At 66.8% G+C, this 22571-nt stretch carries 20 protein-coding genes; 16 read left to right on the top strand and 4 right to left on the bottom strand.

Annotated elements, in window-relative coordinates:
• Window positions 1–641 (bottom strand): PP2C family protein-serine/threonine phosphatase (locus ACXJLU_RS20830; protein WP_457334242.1); only part of this gene is annotated, 641 nt, incomplete at its 3' end.
• Window positions 642–781: 140 nt separating this feature from the next.
• On the opposite strand from ACXJLU_RS20830, the gene nirB reads away from it, so the two are divergent.
• The 8 genes from nirB (at window position 782) to ACXJLU_RS20870 (ending at window position 10813) form a co-directional block, all read left to right on the top strand.
• Window positions 782–3244, top strand: coding sequence for a nitrite reductase large subunit NirB (gene nirB / locus ACXJLU_RS20835; RefSeq protein ID WP_457334244.1), 2463 nt, complete (start codon window positions 782–784; stop codon window positions 3242–3244).
• Window positions 3241–3627 carry a nitrite reductase small subunit NirD gene (gene nirD, locus ACXJLU_RS20840; RefSeq protein WP_457334246.1) on the top strand — a complete coding sequence of 129 codons (387 nt, stop codon included), beginning with the start codon at window positions 3241–3243 and terminating at the stop codon, window positions 3625–3627. Before nirB ends, nirD begins: the two co-directional genes overlap by 4 nt.
• A 27-nt stretch (window positions 3628–3654) precedes the next feature.
• Complete coding sequence (locus tag ACXJLU_RS20845; protein WP_457334248.1) at window positions 3655–6429, top strand: nitrate reductase; 2775 nt, start codon at window positions 3655–3657, stop codon at window positions 6427–6429.
• A 32-nt stretch (window positions 6430–6461) separates the two neighbouring features.
• Entirely contained in the window at window positions 6462–7550 is a 1089-nt protein-coding gene (locus ACXJLU_RS20850) for a glycoside hydrolase family 5 protein (protein WP_457334250.1), read from the top strand.
• A gap of 80 nt (window positions 7551–7630) precedes the next feature.
• Window positions 7631–8584: a DNA-binding protein YbiB gene (gene ybiB / locus ACXJLU_RS20855; RefSeq protein WP_457334252.1), complete on the top strand. Its 954-nt coding sequence runs from the start codon at window positions 7631–7633 to the stop codon at window positions 8582–8584.
• Entirely contained in the window at window positions 8581–9387 is an 807-nt protein-coding gene (cobA, locus tag ACXJLU_RS20860) for a uroporphyrinogen-III C-methyltransferase (protein ID WP_457334254.1), read from the top strand. The genes ybiB and cobA overlap by 4 nt, the downstream gene beginning before the upstream one ends.
• A gap of 61 nt (window positions 9388–9448) precedes the next feature.
• Window positions 9449–10582 (top strand): sterol desaturase family protein, encoded by a 1134-nt coding sequence (locus ACXJLU_RS20865; RefSeq protein ID WP_457334256.1) that lies wholly within the window; start codon window positions 9449–9451, stop codon window positions 10580–10582.
• Window positions 10583–10612: 30 nt separating this feature from the next.
• The gene (locus ACXJLU_RS20870; RefSeq protein WP_457334258.1) at window positions 10613–10813 is read left to right on the top strand and encodes a DUF5397 domain-containing protein; all 201 of its coding nucleotides are present in this window, start codon (window positions 10613–10615) and stop codon (window positions 10811–10813) included.
• A 203-nt stretch (window positions 10814–11016) separates the two neighbouring features.
• On the opposite strand, the gene ACXJLU_RS20875 is transcribed toward ACXJLU_RS20870, so the two are convergent.
• Entirely contained in the window at window positions 11017–12144 is a 1128-nt protein-coding gene (locus ACXJLU_RS20875; protein WP_457334260.1) for an MFS transporter, read from the bottom strand.
• Window positions 12145–12276: 132 nt separating this feature from the next.
• Here ACXJLU_RS20875 and ACXJLU_RS20880 point away from each other — a divergent pair, with 132 nt between their 5' ends.
• The 8 genes from ACXJLU_RS20880 (at window position 12277) to ACXJLU_RS20915 (ending at window position 19326) form a co-directional block, all read left to right on the top strand.
• Window positions 12277–13503, top strand: a complete 1227-nt coding sequence (locus ACXJLU_RS20880; RefSeq protein WP_457334262.1) for a BaiN/RdsA family NAD(P)/FAD-dependent oxidoreductase — start codon at window positions 12277–12279, stop codon at window positions 13501–13503.
• Between the two features lie 173 nt (window positions 13504–13676).
• Window positions 13677–13889, top strand: a complete 213-nt coding sequence (rpsU, locus tag ACXJLU_RS20885; RefSeq protein WP_047503026.1) for a 30S ribosomal protein S21 — start codon at window positions 13677–13679, stop codon at window positions 13887–13889.
• A gap of 115 nt (window positions 13890–14004) precedes the next feature.
• Window positions 14005–14451 (top strand): GatB/YqeY domain-containing protein, encoded by a 447-nt coding sequence (locus ACXJLU_RS20890; protein ID WP_457334264.1) that lies wholly within the window; start codon window positions 14005–14007, stop codon window positions 14449–14451.
• Between the two features lie 10 nt (window positions 14452–14461).
• Window positions 14462–14809, top strand: coding sequence for a protein tyrosine phosphatase family protein (locus tag ACXJLU_RS20895; RefSeq protein WP_457334266.1), 348 nt, complete (start codon window positions 14462–14464; stop codon window positions 14807–14809).
• 22 nt (window positions 14810–14831) lie between these two features.
• Entirely contained in the window at window positions 14832–16202 is a 1371-nt protein-coding gene (locus ACXJLU_RS20900; RefSeq protein WP_457334268.1) for a cache domain-containing protein, read from the top strand.
• Window positions 16199–16858, top strand: coding sequence for a response regulator transcription factor (locus ACXJLU_RS20905; RefSeq protein WP_073467620.1), 660 nt, complete (start codon window positions 16199–16201; stop codon window positions 16856–16858). The genes ACXJLU_RS20900 and ACXJLU_RS20905 overlap by 4 nt, the downstream gene beginning before the upstream one ends.
• An 87-nt stretch (window positions 16859–16945) precedes the next feature.
• On the top strand, window positions 16946–17572 hold the full coding sequence (locus ACXJLU_RS20910; protein WP_457334270.1) for a TRAP transporter small permease subunit: 627 nt from the start codon (window positions 16946–16948) through the stop codon (window positions 17570–17572).
• Window positions 17572–19326 (top strand): TRAP transporter large permease, encoded by a 1755-nt coding sequence (locus ACXJLU_RS20915; protein ID WP_457334304.1) that lies wholly within the window; start codon window positions 17572–17574, stop codon window positions 19324–19326. The genes ACXJLU_RS20910 and ACXJLU_RS20915 overlap by 1 nt, the downstream gene beginning before the upstream one ends.
• A 28-nt stretch (window positions 19327–19354) precedes the next feature.
• On the opposite strand, the gene ACXJLU_RS20920 is transcribed toward ACXJLU_RS20915, so the two are convergent.
• Both ACXJLU_RS20920 and ACXJLU_RS20925 read right to left on the bottom strand, forming a co-directional pair.
• Complete coding sequence (locus ACXJLU_RS20920) at window positions 19355–20437, bottom strand: TRAP transporter substrate-binding protein (protein ID WP_457334272.1); 1083 nt, start codon at window positions 20435–20437, stop codon at window positions 19355–19357.
• Between the two features lie 152 nt (window positions 20438–20589).
• A complete protein-coding gene (locus ACXJLU_RS20925) occupies window positions 20590–22467 on the bottom strand; it encodes a hypothetical protein (RefSeq protein WP_457334274.1) in 1878 nt (625 codons plus the stop codon).
• Window positions 22468–22571 lie beyond the last annotated feature (104 nt).

Here is a 22571-nt window from a genome sequence, read left to right on the forward strand (position 1 = left end):
ACCAGCGCCTCGGCCGCCTCGCGGGCCGAGCCGTCGCGTGCCAGTGCGGCYAGGCGGCGCGGCGCGAGCAGGCCGTGCACGCCATCGCTGGTCAGCACGAACAGGTCGCCGGTCTGCAGCTCGGCCTGCAGGTAGTCGACGCGCACGCCGTCGTCCAGCCCGATCGCGCGGGTCAGGCGCCCGCGCTGGTCGGGGTGGTCGAAGCCGTGGTCCTGCGTCAGCTGCACCAGTTCGTCGCCGCGCAGCAGGTGGGCACGCGTGTCGCCGACGTGCGCCAGCGTGAAGCCGTGGCCGCGCAGCACCAGCGCGGTCAGCGTGGTCATGCCCATCGCGTCGTGCGCGCTGCGCTGGCGGCGCCGGTTGTGGTCGACCAGCCAGCGGTTCTGCGCGGCAATCACGCGGTCGAGGATGGCGGTGGTGTGCCAGGTGTCGGGCGCGGCGAAGTAATCCTGCACGACGCTCATCGCGGTGGTCTGCGCCGCCTCGAGGCCGAGCCCGCCGGACGACACGCCGTCGGCGATCGCCGCGATCAGGCCGCGCGCGGCGTCGTTGCCGTCGGGCACGAGGCAGGCGGCGAAATCCTCGTTGCGCGGGCGCGGGCCCGCGAGGCTGAAGTGACCGATCTCGACGTCGAAGCTCATCAGGAAACCTTTGTGCTACGCACGCCGGTATGTGCCCTTGGGGCGGCCCGGCGGGCACATGGGCCGCAAGCGTACCGCGTGTCCGGCTGGCCCCCCTTTTGCTTTTATCGCTGCGCACGCAGCTGGAACTGGAGCTTCACATGAAGAAGATGAAACTCGTGATGGTCGGCAACGGCATGGCCGGCGTGCGCACGCTGGAAGAGCTGCTGAAGATCGCGCCCGACCTGTACGACATCAGCGTCTTCGGGGCCGAGCCGCACCCGAACTACAACCGCATCCTGCTGAGCCCGGTGCTGGCCGGCGAGCAGACGCTCGACGAGATCGTGCTGAACCCGCTGAGCTGGTACGAGGAGCACGGCATCACCTTGCACCTCGGCAAGAAGGTGGTCGACGTGGACCGCCTCAAGCGCGTCGTGCGCGCGGCCGACGGCACCGAGGAAAGCTACGACCGGCTGCTGGTGACGACCGGCTCGAACCCGTTCATCCTGCCGATCCCCGGCAAGGATCTTGAAGGCGTGATCGCCTACCGCGACATCGCCGACACCAACACGATGATCGAGGCCGCCACCCGCTACAAGCATGCGGTGGTGATCGGCGGCGGGCTGCTGGGGCTGGAGGCCGCCAACGGCCTGATGCTGCGCGGCATGCAGGTCAGCGTGGTGCACGTGGCGCCGTGGCTGATGGAGCGCCAGCTGGACGACACCGCCGGCAAGCTGCTGCAGAAGTCGCTGGAGGCGCGCGGCCTGAAGTTCCTGATCGGCGCGAACACGCAGGCGCTGATCGGCGACCGCGACGCCGGCAAGGGCGGCCGCGTGATGGCGGTGCAGTTCAAGGACGGCACCGAGGTCCCGGCCGACCTGGTCGTGATGGCCGCCGGCATCCGGCCGAACACCGAGCTCGCCGAAAAGATCGGGCTGCATTGCAACCGTGGCATCGTCGTCACCGACACGATGCAGACGGTGACCGACCCGCGCATCTACTCGGTCGGCGAATGCGCGGCGCACCGCGGCATCGCGTACGGGCTGGTGGCGCCGCTGTTCGAACAGGGCAAGGTGTGCGCGACGCACCTGGCGGAGTTCGGCATCGGCCGCTACACCGGCTCGCAGACCTCGACCAAGCTGAAGGTGACCGGCATCGACCTGTTCTCGGCCGGCAACTTCATGGGCGGCGCCGATTGCGAGGAGATCGTGATGAGCGATCCGTTCGGCGGCGTCTACAAGAAGCTGGTGATCAAGGACGACAAGCTGGTCGGCGCCTGCATGTACGGCGACACGGTGGACGGCAGCTGGTACTTCAAGCTGCTTCGCGAGGGCCGCACCATCTCCGACATCCGCGACAAGCTGATGTTCGGCGAATCGAACATCGGCGACACCGGCCACGAAGGCCACAACAAGGCGGCCGCGATGGCCGACACCGACGAGGTGTGCGGCTGCAACGGCGTCACCAAGGGCACCGTCTGCAAGGCGATCAAGGAGAAGGGCCTGTTCACGCTGGAGGAGGTGCGCAAGCACACGAAGGCGAGCGCATCGTGCGGCTCGTGCACCGGGCTGGTCGAGCAGCTGCTGATGTTCACCGCGGGTGGCGACTATTCGGCGACGCCGAAGAAGAAGGCGATGTGCGGCTGCACCGAGCACAGCCACCAGGAGGTGCGCGACGCGATCCGCAACGAGAAGCTGCTGAGCATCGACGGCGTCTACAAGACCCTGGCGTGGCGCACGCCGAACGGCTGCTCGAGCTGCCGGCCGGCGGTCAACTACTACCTGATCAGCACCTGGCCGAAGCAGGCACAGGACGATCCGCAGTCGCGCTACATCAACGAGCGCAGCCACGCCAACATCCAGAAGGACGGCACCTACAGCGTGATCCCGCGCATGTGGGGCGGCGAGACGACGGCCGACGAGCTGCGGCGCATCGCGGACGCGGTGGACAAGTACAAGATCCCGACCGTGAAGGTGACCGGCGGCCAGCGCATCGACCTGCTGGGCGTGAAGAAGGAGGACCTGGTCAACGTCTGGAAGGACATCGGCATGCCGTCGGGCCATGCGTATGCGAAGGCCTTGCGCACGGTGAAGACCTGCGTCGGTTCGGAGTGGTGCCGTTTCGGCACGCAGGACAGCACGCAGATGGGCAAGGACCTGGAGCGGGCGCTGTGGCGGATGTACGCCCCGCACAAGGTGAAGCTGGCGGTGAGCGGCTGCCCGCGCAACTGTGCCGAATCGGGCATCAAGGATGTCGGCGTGATCGGCGTCGATTCGGGCTGGGAGATCTACGTGGGCGGCAACGGCGGCATCAAGACCGAGGTGGCGCAGTTCTTCGTGAAGCTGAAGACGGCCGAGGAGGTGCTGGAATACAGCGGCGCTTTCCTGCAGCTGTACCGCGAGGAAGCCTGGTACCTGGAGCGCACGGTGCACTGGATCGGCCGCGTCGGGCTCGACTACGCGAAGAAGAAGATCCTCGACGACGCCGAGGGCCGGCAGGCGCTGTGGGAGCGGCTCAAGTTCTCGCTCGATGGCGAGCCCGACCCGTGGTTCGATTTCGACAAGGCACGGGTCGACACGCGGCAGTTCACGCCGGTGGCGGCCGCACACGGAGAAGCGCAATGAGCCAATGGCAAGCCATCTGCCGCGTCGACGACATCCCGGTGCTGGGTTCGCGCCGCGTGGCGCGCGATGCCGGCGTCGATGTCGCGATCTTCCGCAACGACCAGGACCAGGTGTTCGCGCTGCTCGACCGCTGCCCGCACAAGGGCGGCCCGCTGAGCCAGGGCATCGTGTTTGGCACCAGCGTCGCGTGCCCGCTGCACAACTGGACGATCGGGCTGGACGACGGGTGTGCTCGTGCGCCCGATGACGGCTGCACGCCGAGGTTTGCGGTGCACGTGTCGAATGGGGTGGTGCATCTCGATGCACGTGAGTTGGCCGAGCATGCGATCGATCTGGTGCGGCCGGTGGCGGGGCCCAAGGTCATTCAGGTGGTGGCGGTTTGATCGATGTCGCCACGGCAGGACCACACGATGCGTGAAACCCGCTCCACCTGCCCCTACTGCGGCGTCGGCTGCGGCGTGATCATCGAATCGACGAACGACCAGATCACCGGCGTACGAGGCGACCCGGACCACCCCGCGAACTTCGGCCGCCTGTGCACGAAGGGCAGCACGCTGCACCACACCGCCAGCGCCGCGATCACGATGCAGTCGAGGCTGCTGCAGCCGATGCAGCGGCTCGAGCGAGGACAGGCGCCACGACCGATCACCTGGGACACCGCCCTCGACTTGGCGACCGAGCGCTTCGCCAGCACGATCGAACGGCATGGGCCCGACGCGGTCGGGTTCTACCTGTCCGGCCAGCTGCTCACCGAGGACTACTACGTCTTCAACAAGCTCGCCAAGGGCCTCATCGGCACCAACAACGTCGACACCAACTCGCGGCTGTGCATGAGCAGCGCGGTCGCGGGCTACAAGCTCACGCTCGGGGCCGATGCACCCCCCGCCTGCTATGACGACCTGGGGCTTGCCAGCACGTTGTTCATCGCGGGCGCCAACACCGCGTGGGCGCATCCGATCCTGTTCCGGCGGATCGAGGATGCCAAGCGTGCCAACCCGGCAATGAAGATCATCGTGGCTGATCCGCGCCGCACTGAAACCGCCGAAGCCGCCGATCTGCACCTGCCCTTGCTGCCCGGCTCCGATGTCGCGCTCTTCAACGGCATGCTGCACCTGATGCTGTGGGAAGGGCTGGTCGACCAGGCCTACATCGCGGCGCACACCGAAGGCTTCGCCGTGCTGCGCGACCGCGTGCGCGAGTTCACGCCGAAAGACACCGCGCGCCTCTGCGGCATCGACGAGGCGGCGCTGGTGCAGGCGGCACGCTGGTTCGCCGATGCCAACGGCCGCACGCTGTCGCTGTACTGCCAGGGGCTCAACCAGAGCCGCGCCGGCACCTTCAAGAACGCCGCACTGATCAACCTGCACCTGGCCACCGGGCAGATCGGCAAGCCGGGCGCGGGCCCGTTCTCGCTGACTGGCCAGCCGAACGCGATGGGCGGGCGCGAAGTGGGCGGGCTGGCGAACCTGCTGAGCGGCCACCGCGACCTGGCGAACCCGGCCCACCGCGCGGAAGTCGCCTCGCTGTGGGGCGTGCCCGACGTGCCGGCGGTGCCGGGCAAGACGGCGGTCGAGATGTTCCAGGCGGCCGCCGATGGCGAGATCCGCGCGCTGTGGATCACCTGCACCAACCCCGCGCAGTCGATGCCCGACCAGGCCACCGTGCGGCGTGCGCTCGAACGCGCCGAATTCGTCGTCGTGCAGGAAGCGTTCTCCACCACCGCCACCTGCGCCTACGCCGACCTGCTGCTGCCCGCCACCAGCTGGGGCGAGAAGGACGGCACCGTCACCAACAGCGAACGCTGCATCAGCCGCGTGCGTCCGGCCATCGCGGCACCCGGCGAGACCCGCCACGACTGGGCCGCGGCCACCGATTTCGCGCGCCGGCTCGAAACGCGGCTGCGGCCTTCGCTGCCGTCGCTGTTTGCCTACGCCTCGCCGGAATCGGTCTGGAACGAGCACCGCGAGACGACGCGTGGACGCGACCTCGACATCACCGGGCTCAGCTACGAACGCCTAGAGACCGGGCCGGCACAGTGGCCCTTCCCGGCCGGCGCGTCGGTCGGCCAGGCCCGCCTGTACGAAGACGGGCGATTTCCGACCGACTCCGGGCGCGCCCGCTTCGCCGACACGCCGTTCGAACCGCTGGCCGAACCGCGCGACGCCCGCTTTCCGTTCTCGCTGACCACCGGCCGCCTGCGCGACCAGTGGCACGGCATGAGCCGCACCGGCACCATCGGCCGGCTGTTCGGCCATGTGCCGGAGCCGGCGATCGAACTGCATGCGCAAGACCTCGCGCGGCTGAAGCTCGCCGACGGCGACCTCGTCCACGTCAGCTCGCGCCGCGGCAGCATCGTGCTGCCGGTGCAGGCCAGCGACCAGGTGTCGCCGGCCCAGGCCTTCGTCGCGATGCACTGGGGCGACGAGTTCGTCGGCGGCCAGACCGGCAGCACGCCGATGCACGGCATCAACGCACTGACGACCTCGGCCTTCTGCCCGCGCTCGAAGCAGCCCGAGCTGAAGCACACGGCCGTCAAGGTGCTGAAGGCCGAGCTGCCGTGGCGGCTGCTCGGCGTCGCGTGGCTGCCCGACGACGAGGCGCTGCGCGTGCGCGAGGCGCTGAAGCCGCTGATGCACGGCTTCGCGTTCGCGAGCTGCGTGCCGTTCGGCCGCGAGCGCAGCGGCGTGCTGTTCCGCGCCGCCGCCTACGAGCCGGTGCCCGACGCGGTGCTCGACCGCATCGAGACCCTGCTCGGCCTGGCCGCACCCGAGGTGCTGCACTACGCCGACAAGCGCCGCGGCCAGCGCCGCGCGATACGGCTGGCGCGCCACGCCGGCGACGAAGCGCGACTCGAAGGCTTCATGCTCGCCGGCGACACCAGCGCCGAGGTCTGGATCAAGCCGCTGCTGCAGGACGAATTGCCGGCCCAGGCCTACGGCCGCCTGCTGCTGAGCCCGGGCGCGCGCGCGCCGGTCGCGGTGCCGGCCAGCGGCAAGCAGGTCTGCACCTGTTTCAACGTCACCGAGCCGGCCATCCTCGCGCAGCTCGAACGCTGCAGCGGCCCGGCCGACGAACAACTCGCTCAATTGCAGGGCGCGCTGAAATGCGGCACCAACTGCGGTTCGTGCATCCCCGCGTTGAAGCGCATGGTTCGGTCACAGCTTGCAGTCTCGACCGCTGCCTAGAATCGCCATCGCATAACAACGATGGAGACAGCATGACGATCCTGACGCGCGCAGCCCTGCTGCTGGCCTGCGCCTGCAGCCTGCTCGCCGCCTGCGCCACCGCGCCCGCCTCGCTCGCCGACTACCCGCCGATGGCTGCCGGATCCGCCCCCGGCGCATCGCCCCAGGCCCTGGAGACCGCGCACGCGATGGGCCGCGGCGTGAACCTCGGTAACATCTTCGACGCGCCCACCGAAGGCGCCTGGGGCCTGCGCTACGACGGCGCGCTGGTCGACAAGGTCGCCGAGGCCGGCTTCACCAACGCCCGGCTGCCGGTGCGCTGGAGCAACCATGCGTCGGTCGACGCCGAGGCGCGCATCGACCCGGCGTTCTTCAAGCGCGTCGACACCGCCGTCGATTCGCTGCTCGACAAGGGCCTCGTCGTCGTGCTGAACATGCACCACTACCGCCAGCTCGACGGCGACGCACTCGATGGCGATGAGGCCCCGGTGGCCGCCGGCCTGCATGCGCTGCGCTTCCTGAACATGTGGAAACAGATCGCCCAGCACTACAGCACGCGGGGCCCCAAGCTGGTGTTCGAGCTGTACAACGAGCCGCACGGCGCGCAGACCTCCAGTTGGAACGACCTCGCCGCCCGCGCGCTGCAGGTGGTACGCCGCAGCAACCCGACCCGCATCGTCGTCATCGGACCGACCCAGTGGAACAGCGCCAATGCGCTCGCGAGCCTCGTGCTGCCGAACGACGCGAACCTGATCGTCACGGTGCACAACTACGAGCCCTTCCACTTCACGCACCAGGGCGCCGAATGGGCGAGCGGCGCGTCGGCCTGGCTGGGCACCTCGTGCTGCGACGCGACGAAGCTCGCGCAGATGCGCGGCCCGCTCGACACCGCACTCGCGTGGTCGCTGCGCCACCGCTATCCGATCTACCTCGGCGAATTCGGGGCCTACGGCAAGGCCGACATGGCGGCACGCGCCACCTACACCCGCCGCCTGCGCGACGAGGCCGAGCGCCGCGGCTTCAGCTGGGCGTACTGGGAACTGGCCTCGGGCTTCGGCGTCTACGACCCCGCGGCACGCGCGTGGCGCGAGCCGCTGAAGAACGCCTTGCTGGCCCCCTGATCCCCCTTCTCTTAATACATGCCTCATCAAATCGTCGTCGCGTTGGCCCGGTACTTGCGAAACTCGCTCAGGGAGAGCCCATGAGCATCACGAACTACATCAAGGAAATCGGTCGCGGCAAGGAAGGCGCCCGCTCGCTGTCACGCGAGCAGGCCCTCGACCTGATGAGCCAGGTCCTGGACGGCCAGGTCAGCGACCTCGAACTCGGCGCCTTCGCGATGGCGATGCGCATCAAGGGCGAATCGGTGGATGAACTCGCCGGTTTCCTGCAGGCCACCGCCGCGCGCTGCCTGCCGATCGCCTGCGATCGCACCCTGGTGGTGCTGCCGTCATACAACGGCGCGCGCAAGCTGCCCAACCTGACACCGCTGCTCGCGCTGATGCTCGCGCAGGAAGGCGTGCCGGTGCTGGTGCACGGCATGCCCGAGGACCCGGGCCGCATCACCACCGCCGACATCTTCCAGGTGCTCGGGCTGCCGCTCGCGCGCAATGCCGACGACGTGGCCCAGGCCTGGCGCCGCCGCGAGCCAGTCTTCATCCGCACCGACACGCTGTGCCCGCCGCTGGCCCGCCTGCTCGACGCGCGCTGGACCATCGGCCTGCGCAACTCCGGCCACACCGTCGCGAAGCTGCTCGACCCCTGCGCGCCCGGGCAGGCGCTGCGCGTCGTCAACTACACGCACCCGGAGTACGGCACGATGCTGACCGACTTCCTGCAGCGCACCACCGCCAACGCGCTGCTGATGCGCGGCACCGAAGGCGAGCCGGTGGCCGACCCGCGCCGGCTGCCGCGCATGGATGTGTTCATCGACGGCCAGCCGCGCGCCGAGCTCTCGCTGTCGGCGCACGACGGCGTGCTGCGCGAACTGCCGGTGCTGCCGCGCACCTGCGATGCGGCCACCACCGCGATGTACATCCAGTCGGTCATCAGCGGCGAGAAGCCGGCGCCCTCGCCGCTGACGCAGCAGGTGGCCTGCCTGCTCGACGGCCTCGCGGCACTGGAACGGGCGCACCCGAAGGAGAAGACGGCATGAACGAATCAATGCAGCCCGGCGGCGTGACGCCGGGGAATGTGACCCTGGTCGGCGCCGGCCCGGGCGACCCGGAGCTGCTGACATTGAAGGCGATCCGCGCGATCCGCGCCGCCACGGTGCTGCTGGTCGACGACCTCGTCAGCGACGGCGTGCTGCGCTATGCACGGCGCAGCGCGCGCATCGTGCACGTCGGCAAGCGCGGCGGCTGCGCGAGCACGCCGCAGGCTTTCATCGAGAAGCTGATGGCCGCCGAGGCGCTGAAGGGCGAGCGCGTGGTGCGGCTGAAGGGCGGCGACCCGTTCGTGTTCGGCCGCGGCGGCGAAGAGATGCAGCACCTGCGCGCGCAGGGCATCGCGGTGTCGGTGGTCAACGGCATCACGTCGGGGCTGGCCGCCGCGACCTCGCTCGACGTGCCGCTGACGCACCGCGACCATGCGCACGGCGTCATCCTGGTGACCGGCCATGCGAAGGAATCGGGCGCCTCGCCCGACTGGCCGACGCTGGCCGCCGCGGCCGCGCAGGGGCTGACCCTCGTGATCTACATGGGCGTGGCACAGGCGGCCGCGCTGCAAGCGGGCCTGCTGCAGGCGTTGCCGGCGCAGACGCCGATCGCCGTCGTGCAGCACGCAAGCCAGCCGCAGCAGCGGCATGCCACGAGCACGCTCGGCGACCTGGCCGGCCTGATCGAGCGCGAGCAGCTCGGCAGCCCGGCGATCATCCTCGTCGGCGAGGTGCTGCGCGGCCTGCAGGCCCATGACGCCCTGCCGGAATCCCTCCAAATGGGGGTCTCCCGGGTCGCCTGAAGCGCAGAGCACCGCCGCATAATCGCCGGCCACGCAAGATCGCGGGCGGAGTGAGGACCTGATGCTCAAGATCGACAAGCTGAACCGCCTGACGGCTTCACACGGCCCGCTGGAACGCGGCCACGGCATGGTGACCGGCGTGATCGCGCTGGGGCTGTCCATCCTGTGCTTCCTGGGCGTGATCGCCTTTCACTTCCCCGAGTACCTGACGACGCCAGAGCTGCGCCCGAACTACAACGTCGACGTGATACGGCAGGTGCTGCTGGTGGCGCTGGTGATCGCCGGCTCACTGTCGCTGTTCAACATCATCCGCGGCCAGGCACGCTGGCTGGCATTCGCGTCGTTCGTGCTGGTAGCCGCATCGCTGGCCTGGGGCGGCCACAAGGTGCCGGTGAAGAGCGACTTCCCCGACCACACGCCCTACCTCGGCCTCGACTGGTTCATCCTCGACCTGCTCGGCTCGACGCTGATCTTCGTGTTCATCGAGAAGCTGTTCGCGCTGCGCCGCGAGCAGCCGGTGTTCCGCGCCGAATGGCAGACCGATTTCCACCACTTCATCGTGAACCACATGGTGGTGGGTTTCGTCCTGCTGGCAACCAACCTGGTGGTGCACCGGCTGTTCGGCTGGGCCGCGCACGACGGCATCCGCGGCTGGGTTGCCGGGCTGAACTTCTGGGTCGCGCTGTTCCTGATCGTGCTGGTGGCCGACCTGGTGCAGTACTGGACGCACCGCGGCTACCACGAGGTGCCGGTGCTGTGGCGCCTGCATGCGGTGCACCACAGCGTGAAGAGCATGGACTGGCTGGCCGGCTCGCGCCAGCACATCCTCGAGCTGCTGATCACCCGCACGCTGGTGCTGGCGCCGATCTACGTGCTGGGCTTCAGCAAGGAAGTGATCGATGCGTACATCGTCGTGGTCGGCTTCCAGGCGGTGTTCAACCATGCCAACGTCAGCGTGCGGCTCGGCCCGCTGCGCTACCTGATCGTGACGCCGAATTTCCACCACTGGCACCACTCGCAGGACGACGAGGCGATCGACAAGAACTACGCGGCGCACTTCGCGTTCATCGATTACCTGTTCGGCACCGCGGTGAAGGCGGACCGCAAGTGGCCGGATCAGTATGGAGTCGTGGGGGATTACGTGCCGAACGGGTTCTTCAAGCAGCTGAAGTTTCCGTTCGTTTGGAAAGGCTGACCTCGATCACACGTCCTCATAGGTCATCGCATGAGTGCATACATTGCTGCTCCAGCCGTGCCGGTCGGAACGATCAAGAGTTTTGGCGCCTTGGGCCCCAAATACGAGGTCGGCCCGCCGCTGCGCCCGTTGGCCGATGGTGATTGGCTGGTGGAAATCACGATGATCGAGACAGGCGAGAAGGCCGAATACCGCTGGACCCGAGTGGCCGACGATCCCGCGGCGCATTGACGAGCGCAGCCTTGTAGCCCGGATGCCAATCCGGGAATGCATGAACAACGAACCCGGATTCGTATCCGGGCTACGGACTTCGGCACCACCCCTTCGACACGGGCCCTCGACAAGCTCGGTCCCTGCTCAGGGCGAACGGTTTTTTCCCGTTCGCCCTGAGCTTGTCGAAGGGTCGGGCTGAGCCTGTCGAAGCCCTGTCCGCATCACGCCGCCGCTGGCCTCAGCGCCCGCGGCGCAGCCACCGCCAATATCCCCGCGAACAGCGACACCGTCGCGAGCCCGAGCGTCAGCGACGCGTGCTCCGCGATGATCCCGATCAACGGCGGGCCGGCCATCATCCCGAGGTAACCCACCGACGCGACCACCGCGATCCCGTGCGCCGGGTTCGCATCCACCTTCGCAGCCGCGCTGAACAGCACCGGCACCACGTTCGCGAAGCCGAACCCGACCAGCGCGAAGCCCACCAGCGCCACCATCGGATGCCCGATCAGCAGCACCGCCGCCATCGACACCGCGGCCAGCGCCGCGCTGCCGCTCATCAACAAGGCCGGCGACACCCGCTCGCGGATCCAGTCGCCGCCGAAGCGCGCGGCCGCCATCGCGGCACTGAAGCTCGCATACGCCAGCGCCGCGAAGCTCGCCTCGCTGGCCAGCTCCTGCTTCATGTAGAGCACGCTCCAGTCGTACATCGCCCCCTCGGCGATCAGCCCCAGCGCGCCAAGCACGCCCAGCAGCGCCAGCAGGCCGCGCGGCAGCTCGAAGCCGCCCTTGTCGTCGGAACCTGCGATCGTGCGCAGCATCACCGCGCCGGCCCCGCCGATCGCCGCCGCGCCGAGCACCGCCATCGCCACCAGGTGCGTCGCGCCGCCGACCTCGTGCGACAGCAGCAGGCTGCCCAGCCCCGCGCCGACCATGCCGCCCAGGCTGAACATGCCGTGGAAGCCGCTCATCAGGCTGCGCCCGGCGCGCTGCTCCAGCTCACCGGCGGCCGCGTTGATCGACACGTCGAACAGGCTGGTGCCGACACCGAACACCACCATCACCGCCAGCAGCCCCGCATACGCGTGCGACGACAGCAGCAGCGCCAGGCACAGCGCGGTCGCGCCGCCCGACAGCAGCGCCGCACGCCGCGCGCCCAGCCGCCCGACCCAGCGGCCGGCCTGCGTCAGCGTGGCGACCGCGCCGACGCCGGCGGCCAGCATCGCGATCGCCAGCGCCTGCTCGCCGAGCGCGTAGTGCAGCTTGATGGTCGGCACGTGCACGCCGAAGCTCGCGAACAGCACGCCCGCAACGAAKAACTGCAGGCGCACGGCCCAGGTGGCTCGGGCCACGGTGGTCGAATCAGGATTCATCTTTGATGGGTGTGCAAAAGGGCAAACGGTTGCGGGCGCGGAGAGCGGCCGATTCTAGGAAGCCGCAGCACCCTCACCTGTCACAGATTGCGCTGCCCGGATAATCCCGCGATGCATTCGTACGACGTGGTGGTGATCGGCGCAGGCGCGGCCGGCTTGTTCTGCGCAGGGATCGCCGGCCAACGCGGCGCCCGGGTGCTGCTGATCGACCACGCGGCCAAGGTGGCCGAGAAGATCCGCATCTCCGGCGGCGGGCGCTGCAATTTCACGAACCGCGACGCCGGACCGGCCAACTTCCTGTCAGACAACCCGAACTTCTGCCGCTCGGCGCTGGCCCGCTACACGCCGCAGGACTTCATCGGGCTGGTGCAGCGCCACCGCATCGCGTGGCACGAGAAGCACAAGGGCCAGCTGTTCTGCGACGACTCGGCGGAAGACATCATCGCGATGCTGCTGCGCGAATGCGAGCAGGGCCAGGTCACGCGCTGGCAGCCCTGCGCGGTCGACGCGGTGCGCGGCGAGCCCGGGCGCTTCGAACTCGACACCGCGAACGGCACAGTGCGTTGCCGGCGCGTCGTGATCGCCACCGGCGGGCTGTCGATCCCGAAGATCGGTGCCACCGATTTCGGCTACCGCGTCGCAAAGCAGTTCGGCCACAAGCTGATCGACACCCGGCCGGCCCTGGTGCCTCTGACCTTCGCGGCCGCCGACTGGGCGCCCTTCGTCGAGCTGGCGGGGCTGTCGCTGCCGGTGGCGATCAGCACCGGCGCCGGCAAGGCACGGGCCCGCTTCGTCGAAGACCTGCTGTTCACCCACCGCGGGCTCAGCGGCCCGGGCGTGCTGCAGATCTCGAGCTTCTGGAAGCACGGCACGCCGCTGCAGCTCGACCTGGCGCCCGACCGCGAACTGGCCGCGGAATTCCTGCACGCCAAGGCCGCCTCGCGCAAGCAACTGGGCAATGAGCTGGCGACGCTGCTGCCGGCACGGCTCGCCGCCGCGTGGCTGCAGGCCCAGCCGGGCCTGTCGGATCGCCCGGTGGCCGATCTGAAAGACCGCGACCTGCAGCAACTCGCCGCCGGCCTGCAGGGCTGGCAGCTGACGCCCGACGGCACCGAGGGCTACCGCAAGGCCGAGGTCACGGCCGGTGGCGTCGACACCCGCGAGCTGAGTTCGCAAACCCTGGAAAGCCGCCGCATGCCCGGCCTGCACTTCATCGGAGAGGTGGTCGACGTGACCGGCTGGCTCGGCGGCTACAACTTCCAGTGGGCCTGGGCCAGCGCCGCCGCCTGCGCCACGGCTCTCACCGACAGCCTGCAGCCCGTTGAAAGCGGCCACTGACACCCCGCTTGCATGACCAGGAACTATGGCTATAATCGCGGTCTTTGCTGGCAAACCCGCGCCGCGATTTCACTACAAATCTTCGTCCATGCCCCAGGCTGGATTCCGGAACCTCCTTCCTGAGAGCCCGGGCGAACGACAGTGAGACACCGAGCGCAAAAACTTCTGGATCTATGACTTCGATTCGCGTCAAAGAAAACGAGCCGTTCGACGTGGCTCTGCGCCGCTTCAAGCGCACCATTGAAAAGCTGGGCCTGCTGACCGACCTGCGCGCCCGCGAGTTCTACGAAAAGCCGACCGCCGAGCGCAAGCGCAAGAAGGCTGCGGCCGTCAAGCGCCACTTCAAGCGCATTCGCAGCATGCAGCTGCCCAAGCGCCTGTACTGATTCTTCGGCGCTGCCGGCCTGAACACCGGGCGCCCCAGATCCCCAAAGCCCGCAGCACGCGGGCTTTGTCGTTTTTGCCCCCTGCGAGCCACCCTCTTCTTCACGAGATCCTGCGATGAGCCTCAAAGACCAGATCACCGAAGACATGAAGACCGCGATGCGGGCCAAAGACGCCGCCCGCCTGCTGACGATCCGCGGCCTGCTCGCGGCGCTGAAGCAGAAAGAGGTCGATGAGCGCATCGTGCTCGACGACGCCGCGGTGATCGCCATCGTCGACAAGCTGATCAAGCAGCGCAAGGATTCGATCACGCAGTTCGCCGCCGCGAACCGCACCGACCTGGTCGACAAGGAAACCGCCGAGCTGGCCGTGCTCGAAGGCTACCTGCCGCAGCGCCTGTCGGCCGACGAGGTCGCCGCCGAGGTCGGCAAGCTCGTCGCCGAGCTGGGCGCCACCGGCCCCGGCGACATGGGCAAGGTGATGGGCGCAGTGAAGACCCGCCTGGCCGGCAAGGCCGACATGGGCCTGGTGTCCGCCGCGGTCAAGCAGGCCTTGAGCAAATAGGTCGCCGACCATGAGCGACCCTGTCGTCCAGCAGCTCAGCGCCGAGGTCTGCGTCGCGCCCCAGCTCGAACCGGCCGCGATGGCCTGGGCCGCGCAGCAGGGCTTCAGGAGCGTGATCAACAACCGCCCCGATTTCGAAGGCGGCCCCGATCAACCCACCAGCGCGACGATCGAAGCCGCCGCTCGCGCGGCCGGCCTGCAGTACGCGCACCTGCCGGTCGCGCCGGCCGTGCAGACGCCCGAGCAGATCGCCGCGTTCGCGTCGCTGCTGGCCGCGCTGCCCAAGCCCATCCTCGCGTTCTGCCGCAGCGGCACGCGCTCCGGCAAGCTCTACCGCGCGGCGACAGGCACTGCCTGATCCCGGGGCACGGCGGCCGTCCATGCGCCTGAAGCTGAAGGTCTTCCTGTTCGCGGTGATCCCGCTGATCGCATCGCTGCTGCTGATCGCGGTCGCGGTGCGCCAGAAAGAGAACGACCTCGCCGCCCGCGAGCGCGCCGTCGTCGAGGCCGCGACGATGGCCTCGAAGCAGAACGAGCTGCGCCACTATGTCGACCTCGCGCAGAGCACGATCGCGCCGCTCTACGCCTCCGGTCGCGACGACGACGCGACCAAGGAGCAGGCGATCCGCCGCCTCGCGTCGCTCGACTACGGCAGCGACGGCTACTTCTTCCTCTACGACCTGGCCGGCAAGAACCTGATGCACCCGCGCCAGCCCGAGCTGGTCGGCCAGGACATGTGGGACATGCGCGACGCCAACGGCGAACCGGTGATCCAGCGGCTGATCGCGCAGGCGCGCGAAGGCGGCGGCTTCGTCGAGTACCTGTGGCGCAAGCCCTCCACCGGGCAGATCACGCCCAAGCTCGGCTACGTGGTCGCGCTGCCGCGCTGGAACTGGATGTTCGGCACCGGGCTGTACCTCGACGACGTGCAGGCCACGATGAAGCAGCTCGACCAGCAGGTCACCGCCAACATCGCCGACACGATGTGGTGGATCGCCGGCATCGCGCTGCTGGGCACCGTGCTGATCGGCGGCTGCGGGCTGGCGCTCAACGTCAGCGAGCAGCGCATCGCCGATGCCAAGCTGCGGCTGCTGGCGCGCCAGGTCGTGCAGTCGCAGGAAGACGAGCGCGCCTACCTGTCGCGCGAGCTGCACGACAGCACAAGCCAGACGCTGGTGTCGATCAAGCTGCTGATGGAATCCTCGGTCGCGCAGCTCGGGCCCGAGGCGCCGGCCACGCTGACCAAGGCGCTGGTGCGGCTGAACGGCGCGCTCGGCGAGGTGCGCGAGATCTCGCACCGGCTGCGCCCGGCCGAGCTCGACGTGCTGGGCCTGCCGGCCGCCCTCGCCCACCTCGGCGAAGAGTTCGGCGAACAGCGCCGCCTGCCGCTGCAGGTGCGGGTGCGCGGCGAGCCGCCCGAGGGCCTGCCGAACGAGATCAACACCGTGCTGTTCCGCGTGACGCAGGAAGCGCTGAACAACATCGACAAGCACGCGGCCGCGTCGCGCATCGCGCTGCGTCTGGCCTTCGGTGCCGGCGGCGTGCGGCTGCGCGTGATCGACGACGGCCGTGGGTTCGACGTGGGGGCGATGCAGCAGCACCCGCGCCGCGGCATCGGGCTGCGCAACATGCGCGAGCGGCTCGCATCGATCGGCGGCAACCTGAGGGTGTCATCGCGCGCCGGCCGCACCGAGGTCGTCGCCGACGTGCCCGCCTCGGCGCTGCGCCGCTTCGCCACCACCGCCCCATGACCCACCACGCCAGTGCCACCGTGACCCGCCTGCTGATCGTCGACGACCACCCGCTGGTGCGCGAAGGGCTGAAGGCCCGGCTGTGCACCGTGGCCGGCATCGACGTGGTCGGCGAGGCCGGCGATGCGGCCGAGGCCTTCGCGCAGCTGGCCGCGCACGAGGTCGACCTGGTGCTGATGGACATCGGCATGAAAGACGTCAACGGCATCGAGCTGACGCGCCGCCTGCTGGCCGAGCGGCCCGCGCTGCGCGTGCTGGTGCTCAGCATGTACGACAACCCCGAGTACGTGAACCGTGCGATGCAGGCCGGCGCGCGCGGCTACGTGCTGAAGGACGCGCCGTCGACCGACATCATCGACGCGATCGCCGCGGTGCAGGCCGGCGAGACCTTCCTCAGCGCGGCGATCTCGGGCCGGTTGATGCGCGCGCAGACGCCGCGGCCGGTGATGTCGCTGCGCGAGAGCGAGATCCTCGCGTGCCTGGCCAAGGGCCGCTCGAGCAAGCAGATCGCGCAAGACCTGAACCTCAGCGTGCGCACCGTCGAATCGCACCGCCAGAACATCAAGCGCAAGCTGAACCTGGAAGGCCAGGCCGAGCTGATCAAGTACGCGGTCGAGCACTGCCGCGATTTCGGCGAAGCGCCTTCCGCCACGTAGTTTCACTTAGCTGTTTGACCCGTTGCCCGCCACGCCGGGTTGGGGTCTGATTCCACCCTGCCAAAAGAACCAGTCCTGGAGACGCCCGTGCAACCCCTGCTGTCCCTGTCACGCCTGATCGACCGGCTGAACGAATTCGTCGGAAAGTGGCTCGCCTGGCTCGTGCTGGCCGCCGTGCTGATCAGCGCCGGCAACGCCATCGTCCGCAAGGTCTTCAACGTCAGCTCGAACGCCTACCTCGAGATCCAGTGGTACCTGTTCGCCGCGGTGTTCCTGCTCGCCGCCGGCTACACGCTGCTGCGCCAGGAACACGTGCGCATCGACGTGATCTCGGGCCGCTTCTCGAAGCGCACGCAGATCTGGATCGACATCGTCGGCATCTGCGCCTTCCTGATGCCTTTCGTGATCGTCGCGACCCGGCTGGTGTGGCCGGTGGTCATCAGCAAGTTCAACAGCGGCGAGGTGTCGGGCAACGCCGGCGGGCTGGTCCTGTGGCCGGCCTGGGCGCTGCTGCCGGTGGGGCTGGTGCTGCTCGGGCTGCAGGGCGTGTCCGAGCTGATCAAGCGCGTGGCCTTCCTGAAGGGCCTGGTGCCCGACCCGATGAAGAAGGGCGGCGGCAAATCGGCCGAAGAGGAACTCGCCGAGTTCCTGCGCCTGCAAGAAGTGGCGGTGCGTGAGAAGGCTGCGCTCGACGCCCAAGGGAGCACGAAATGATGGAGTTCATCTCCTCCAACATGGCGCCGATCATGTTCGGCAGCCTGATCGTGTTCCTGCTGTTCGGCTACTCGGTCGCGTTCTCGCTGGCGGCCTGCGGGCTGCTGTTCGGCTTCATCGGCATCGAGCTCGGGCTGCTGCCGTCGGCGCTGTTGCAGGCGCTGCCGCTGCGCATGTTCGGCATCATGCAGAACGACACGCTGCTCGCGGTGCCGTTCTTCACCTTCATGGGCCTGCTGCTCGAGCGTTCGGGCATGGCCGAAGACCTGCTCGACACCATCGGCCAGCTGTTCGGCCCGATCCGCGGCGGCCTCGCGTTCGCGGTGATCCTGGTCGGCGCGATGCTCGCCGCGACCACCGGCGTGGTGGCCGCCTCGGTGATCTCGATGGGGCTGATCTCGCTGCCGATCATGCTGCGCTACGGCTACGACCGGCGTGTCGCGTCCGGCGTGATCGCGGCCTCGGGCACGCTCGCGCAGATCATCCCGCCGTCGCTGGTGCTGATCATCATGGCCGACCAGCTGGGCCAGAGCGTCGGTGACCTCTACAAGGGCGCGTTCATCCCCGGCTTCGTGCTGACCGGCCTGTACGTGCTCTACATCGTCGGCGTGACGATGTTCCGCCCGCAGTGGGCACCGGCGCTCCCGAAGGAAGCGCGCACGATCCGCGAGGCCGATGGCAGCAGCGGGCTGCGCTCGCTGGCCGTGGTGACGGTGCTGTCGGTGGCGTCGGCCTTTGCGTTCGCGCGCACCCGGCCCGACGCAACGCCCACCGATGAGCTGATCGTCACCTCGATGTGCGCCGGCGTCGGCTTCGCGTTCCTGCTGGCGGTGATCAACCGCGTGACGCGGCTGAACCTGCTGTCGAAGATGGCCGAGCGCGTCACCTTCGTGCTGATTCCGCCGCTGGCGCTGATCTTCCTGGTGCTCGGCACCATCTTCCTCGGCGTGGCCACGCCCACCGAGGGCGGCGCGATGGGGGCGACCGGTGCGCTGGTGATGGCGCTGGCGCGCCGGCGCCTGAACCTGAGCCTGCTGCGCCAGGCGATGGACACGACGATGAAGCTGTCGTGCTTCGTGCTGTTCATCCTGGTCGGCTCGACGGTGTTCAGCCTGTCGTTCCAGGGCGTGGACGGGCCGAAGTGGGTCGAGCACCTGCTGACCGGCCTGCCCGGTGGTCAGCTCGGCTTCCTGATCGTCGTCAACATCCTGGTGTTCGTGCTGGCGTTCTTCCTCGATTTCTTCGAGCTGTCGTTCATCATCATCCCGCTGATCGGGCCGGTGGCGCACACGCTGGGCATCGACCTGGTGTGGTTCGGCGTGCTGCTGGCGGTGAACATGCAGACCTCGTTCATGCACCCGCCGTTCGGCTTCGCGCTGTTCTACCTGCGCAGCGTCGCGCCGGTCGACGACTACACCGACAAGGTCACGAAGGCGCCGGTCGCGAAGGTGACGACCGGGCAGATCTACCGCGGCGCGATCCCGTTCGTGCTGATCCAGATCGTGATGGTGGGGCTGGTGATCGCGTTCCCCGGGCTGGTGTCGAGCGGGCTCGGCAAGGAGAACAAGCTGAACAACGACGAGATCATGCAGCAGCTGCAGCAGGACCGTCAGGACAAGCCGGCACCGTCGATGGACGGCCTGATGCCGCAGCCGGCCGAAGAGCCGGCGAGCGCGCAGTCGTCATCGAAGTCCGGCGCCGACGACGAGCAGATGAAGGCGGTGGAGCGCGCCCTGAAGCAGGACGCCAAGTAGCCCGGATGCCAATCCGGGGGCCGGCCGACTACAACTTCTGCTGCTGCATGAACTCGTCAAACCCCGCTTCGGTGAAGCGGAACCACAGGTTCTGGTCTGCGCGGAACTTGCTGAAGTCCTCGTAGACCTTCTTCCAGTTCGGGTTCTTGCCCGACAACTCGGCGTAGATGGCCATCGACTCCTTGAAGGCGAGGTCCATCACGTCTTTCGGGAAGCGGAACAGCTTGGTGCCGCTGCCGACCAGCTGCTTCAGCGCACCGGGGTTGCGCGCATCGTACTTGGCCTGCATGTCGATGTGGGCCACCGCGGCCGCCGCTTCGACCACCGCCTTGTACTCCGGCGTCAGCGCGTCGTAGGCCTTGGTGTTGACGAAGAAGTCGAGCTGCGGGCCGCCTTCCCACCAGCCGGGGTAGTAGTAGTTCGGTGCGACCTTGTTGAAGCCGAGCTTCTGGTCGTCGTAGGGCCCGACCCATTCGGCGGCGTCGATCGTGCCCTTCTCGAGCGCCGGGTAGATATCGCCGCCGGGGATGTTCTGCGGCACGCCGCCCATGCGTTCGATCACGCGGCCGGCGAAGCCGCCGATGCGGATCTTCAGGCCCTTGATGTCGGCCGCGCTCTTGATCTCCTTTCGGTACCAGCCGCCCATCTGCGCCCCGGTGTTGCCGCCGGGGAAGCTGATGATGTTGAAGTTCTTGTAGAACTCGCGCATCAGCTTCAGGCCGTTGCCCTCGAACATCCACGCCGTCATCTGCCGCGAGTTCAGGCCGAACGGGATCGCGCAGCCGAGCGCGAAGGTCTCGTCCTTGCCGAAGAAGTAGTACGGCGCGGTGTGCGCGATCTCGACGGTGGCGTTCTGCACCGCATCGACCACGCCGAAGGCCGGCATGATCTCGCCGGCCGCGTGCACCGAGATCTGGAACTTGCCGCCCGACAGCTCGCCGACCTTCTTCGCGAACACCTCGGCGGCGCCGAAGATGGTGTCGAGGGATTTGGGGAAGCTGGAGGCGAGGCGCCAGCGCAGGGCCGTCTGGGCGTGGACGATGGCCGGGGCGCTGGTGGCGGCGAGCACGCCGGCCAGGCCGGTACGGGTGATGAGGGTGCGGCGGTCCATGTCTCTCTCCTCGGGTGGTGGGGCGGGGAGATTTTTCACGGAACCGCGACGGAGGCAGGGACGGACTTACCCCGTTGGGGAAAGCCCGTGCAGAAACAACGTTCGTGAATATTAAATCACCGTCACCGAGCCCGATGACTCGAAAGGAAATGTCAGATTACCTTATTGACTGCACTCGCATGTCGTTGACACAATTGACTGAATCCGATCAGGTCGTTTTCCGAGAGAAACTTCTCGGCATCCGCAATGAACTTCATGCGAAATCCACCAATTTTCTCCATCAGTTCCCCGACAGAATTACTATAAATTCGATCATAAATTCTGATTATATCCTGCCTGCCATCCCCCACCACCTTCAACGAAATGGCACCCAAAATACTAGAGCCCCTCAGATTAACTCCTTTATCAATCTCGCTCGCAATCATCTCAATTTCTTTTGCGAAATCCTTATTCACCACATTATCTGCGCTAAATAACCCACGCTTGCGACACAACATCTTCACAACGCTTCCATGATAGTTGAAATCGTGCATCATCATCATGAGTTCTCGCCGAAACAGATTGGAGAACTCTGAAATTTTGTTCTCCACAAGAAGTGGCAAAGATCTTTCAATGAAAGCCTTCTTTATTTCACTCAAATCTGATTTATCCTTCTTTTCCCTCGTCAAGTCTATCCAGCAATCAAAGACTTCATCCATTGTTGCGAGATAGCCCAGCCATATATCCGGAAAAAGCGATTCAGTCGCTTTTTCTTGCAGGGTCTTCAGCGAAGACGCAGCATGCTTGACCAATTCAGTCTTGGAGTCCGTGGAAAATTTTATTTCAGCCCTCTGGGCCAACAAAAGGTTGTAACTTGACCTCGTCGCCTTGACTTTCATTTTCGTAATACCCACCTCGCGCAATGCATGGTACGCAAGCAGCTCTTGCAGATCTCCAGTCTTTACGGGTTCGCGCATCAGAGCTTTACTGCCCGGCAGCCCTGAGGGCTTGATTTCTCCCTCGGCCGTGGCCGGGGACTTTGCCGCTCCACTTTTGTGAGCATCTCGATCACGTCTGCGAGGAGGCTTTTCATCATTTTTCTTTTTGCCATCCCCATCTGACAAAGGAAGATTTTTCCGGCCGATATTGGGGCGGACATCCGGCTCCAACAGATTCGCCTCAATTTCATGCATTGAGTGCGGAGCCCTTTTCCCGGACTCAAGATCGGCAATTAAATCATCGATCACCTCCCAAACATCATCGGAGGGCTCCCCCTTAGGAGAAACATAAATCCCTGTAGAGTTATTTTTTTCGCTTGACGCAAGACCGCAAGCTGGAATCTGCACGGGCTTTTCAATTTCAATTAAAACTGCACCTTCTCCGACAGCGTCGTTCGGCTCATAAAAAACCTCAGTCGACGTCCTATCAGCTTGCCCTGCTTCTTGGGGAACCAACCTGGCGCCCTCACAAGAGTTGAGATTGGCTATGTCATAAAGCAGACCATCAATGTCAGTATCGGCGGCGACATGATTTCCGTCGGAATTCTGGAAAGCGAGATAATCGCAGAGCCTCTGCAATGCCTTCTCATACTCGAGAACATTTCCTTGCTCCATGGCCGCAGTTGAGCCCCTCTCGAAATCCGAGAATCCACCATCGAACTCTGATTCTCTCCTACCGTCATTCGGTTTATATTTAATGGCATGCATCTGCTCGGAAAGCCAGCGATAGGTGCCTTCAATGGCGAGCTTGAGAGCTGGCTCGTTCAACTGAGATTTATCAATTCCACGAAATCCATTGATCGTTTGGGCCACAAGTCCGCTCGCCAACTTAAGTGCTTCACTGCGGTCGTTTGTGTACCATCTCTGCGACGGAACTACGTGCCATTTTCCATCGTTGAATGGAACCAACCGTTCGCAATGTTTGCCAGCACCGCTGCGCTGTTCGGCAATCTTTGTATTCACGGGTACCACGGACACTTGCGGCGCTGTTGCGTTGTGAGTGTTTTCCGTCTGAACCGCCGGACGGGGGGATGTAGTGGTGCTGATTGTCATGAATTTGCTCCAGAGCGCAGTAAAACGATGCCTCGCCATGCAGCAATCACACAGACCACTCACCAGCAGGCGCTCCCCCTGTGTGACCGATCCGCATTCCAAGT

This window comes from Rhizobacter sp. P5_C2 (assembly GCF_054049715.1).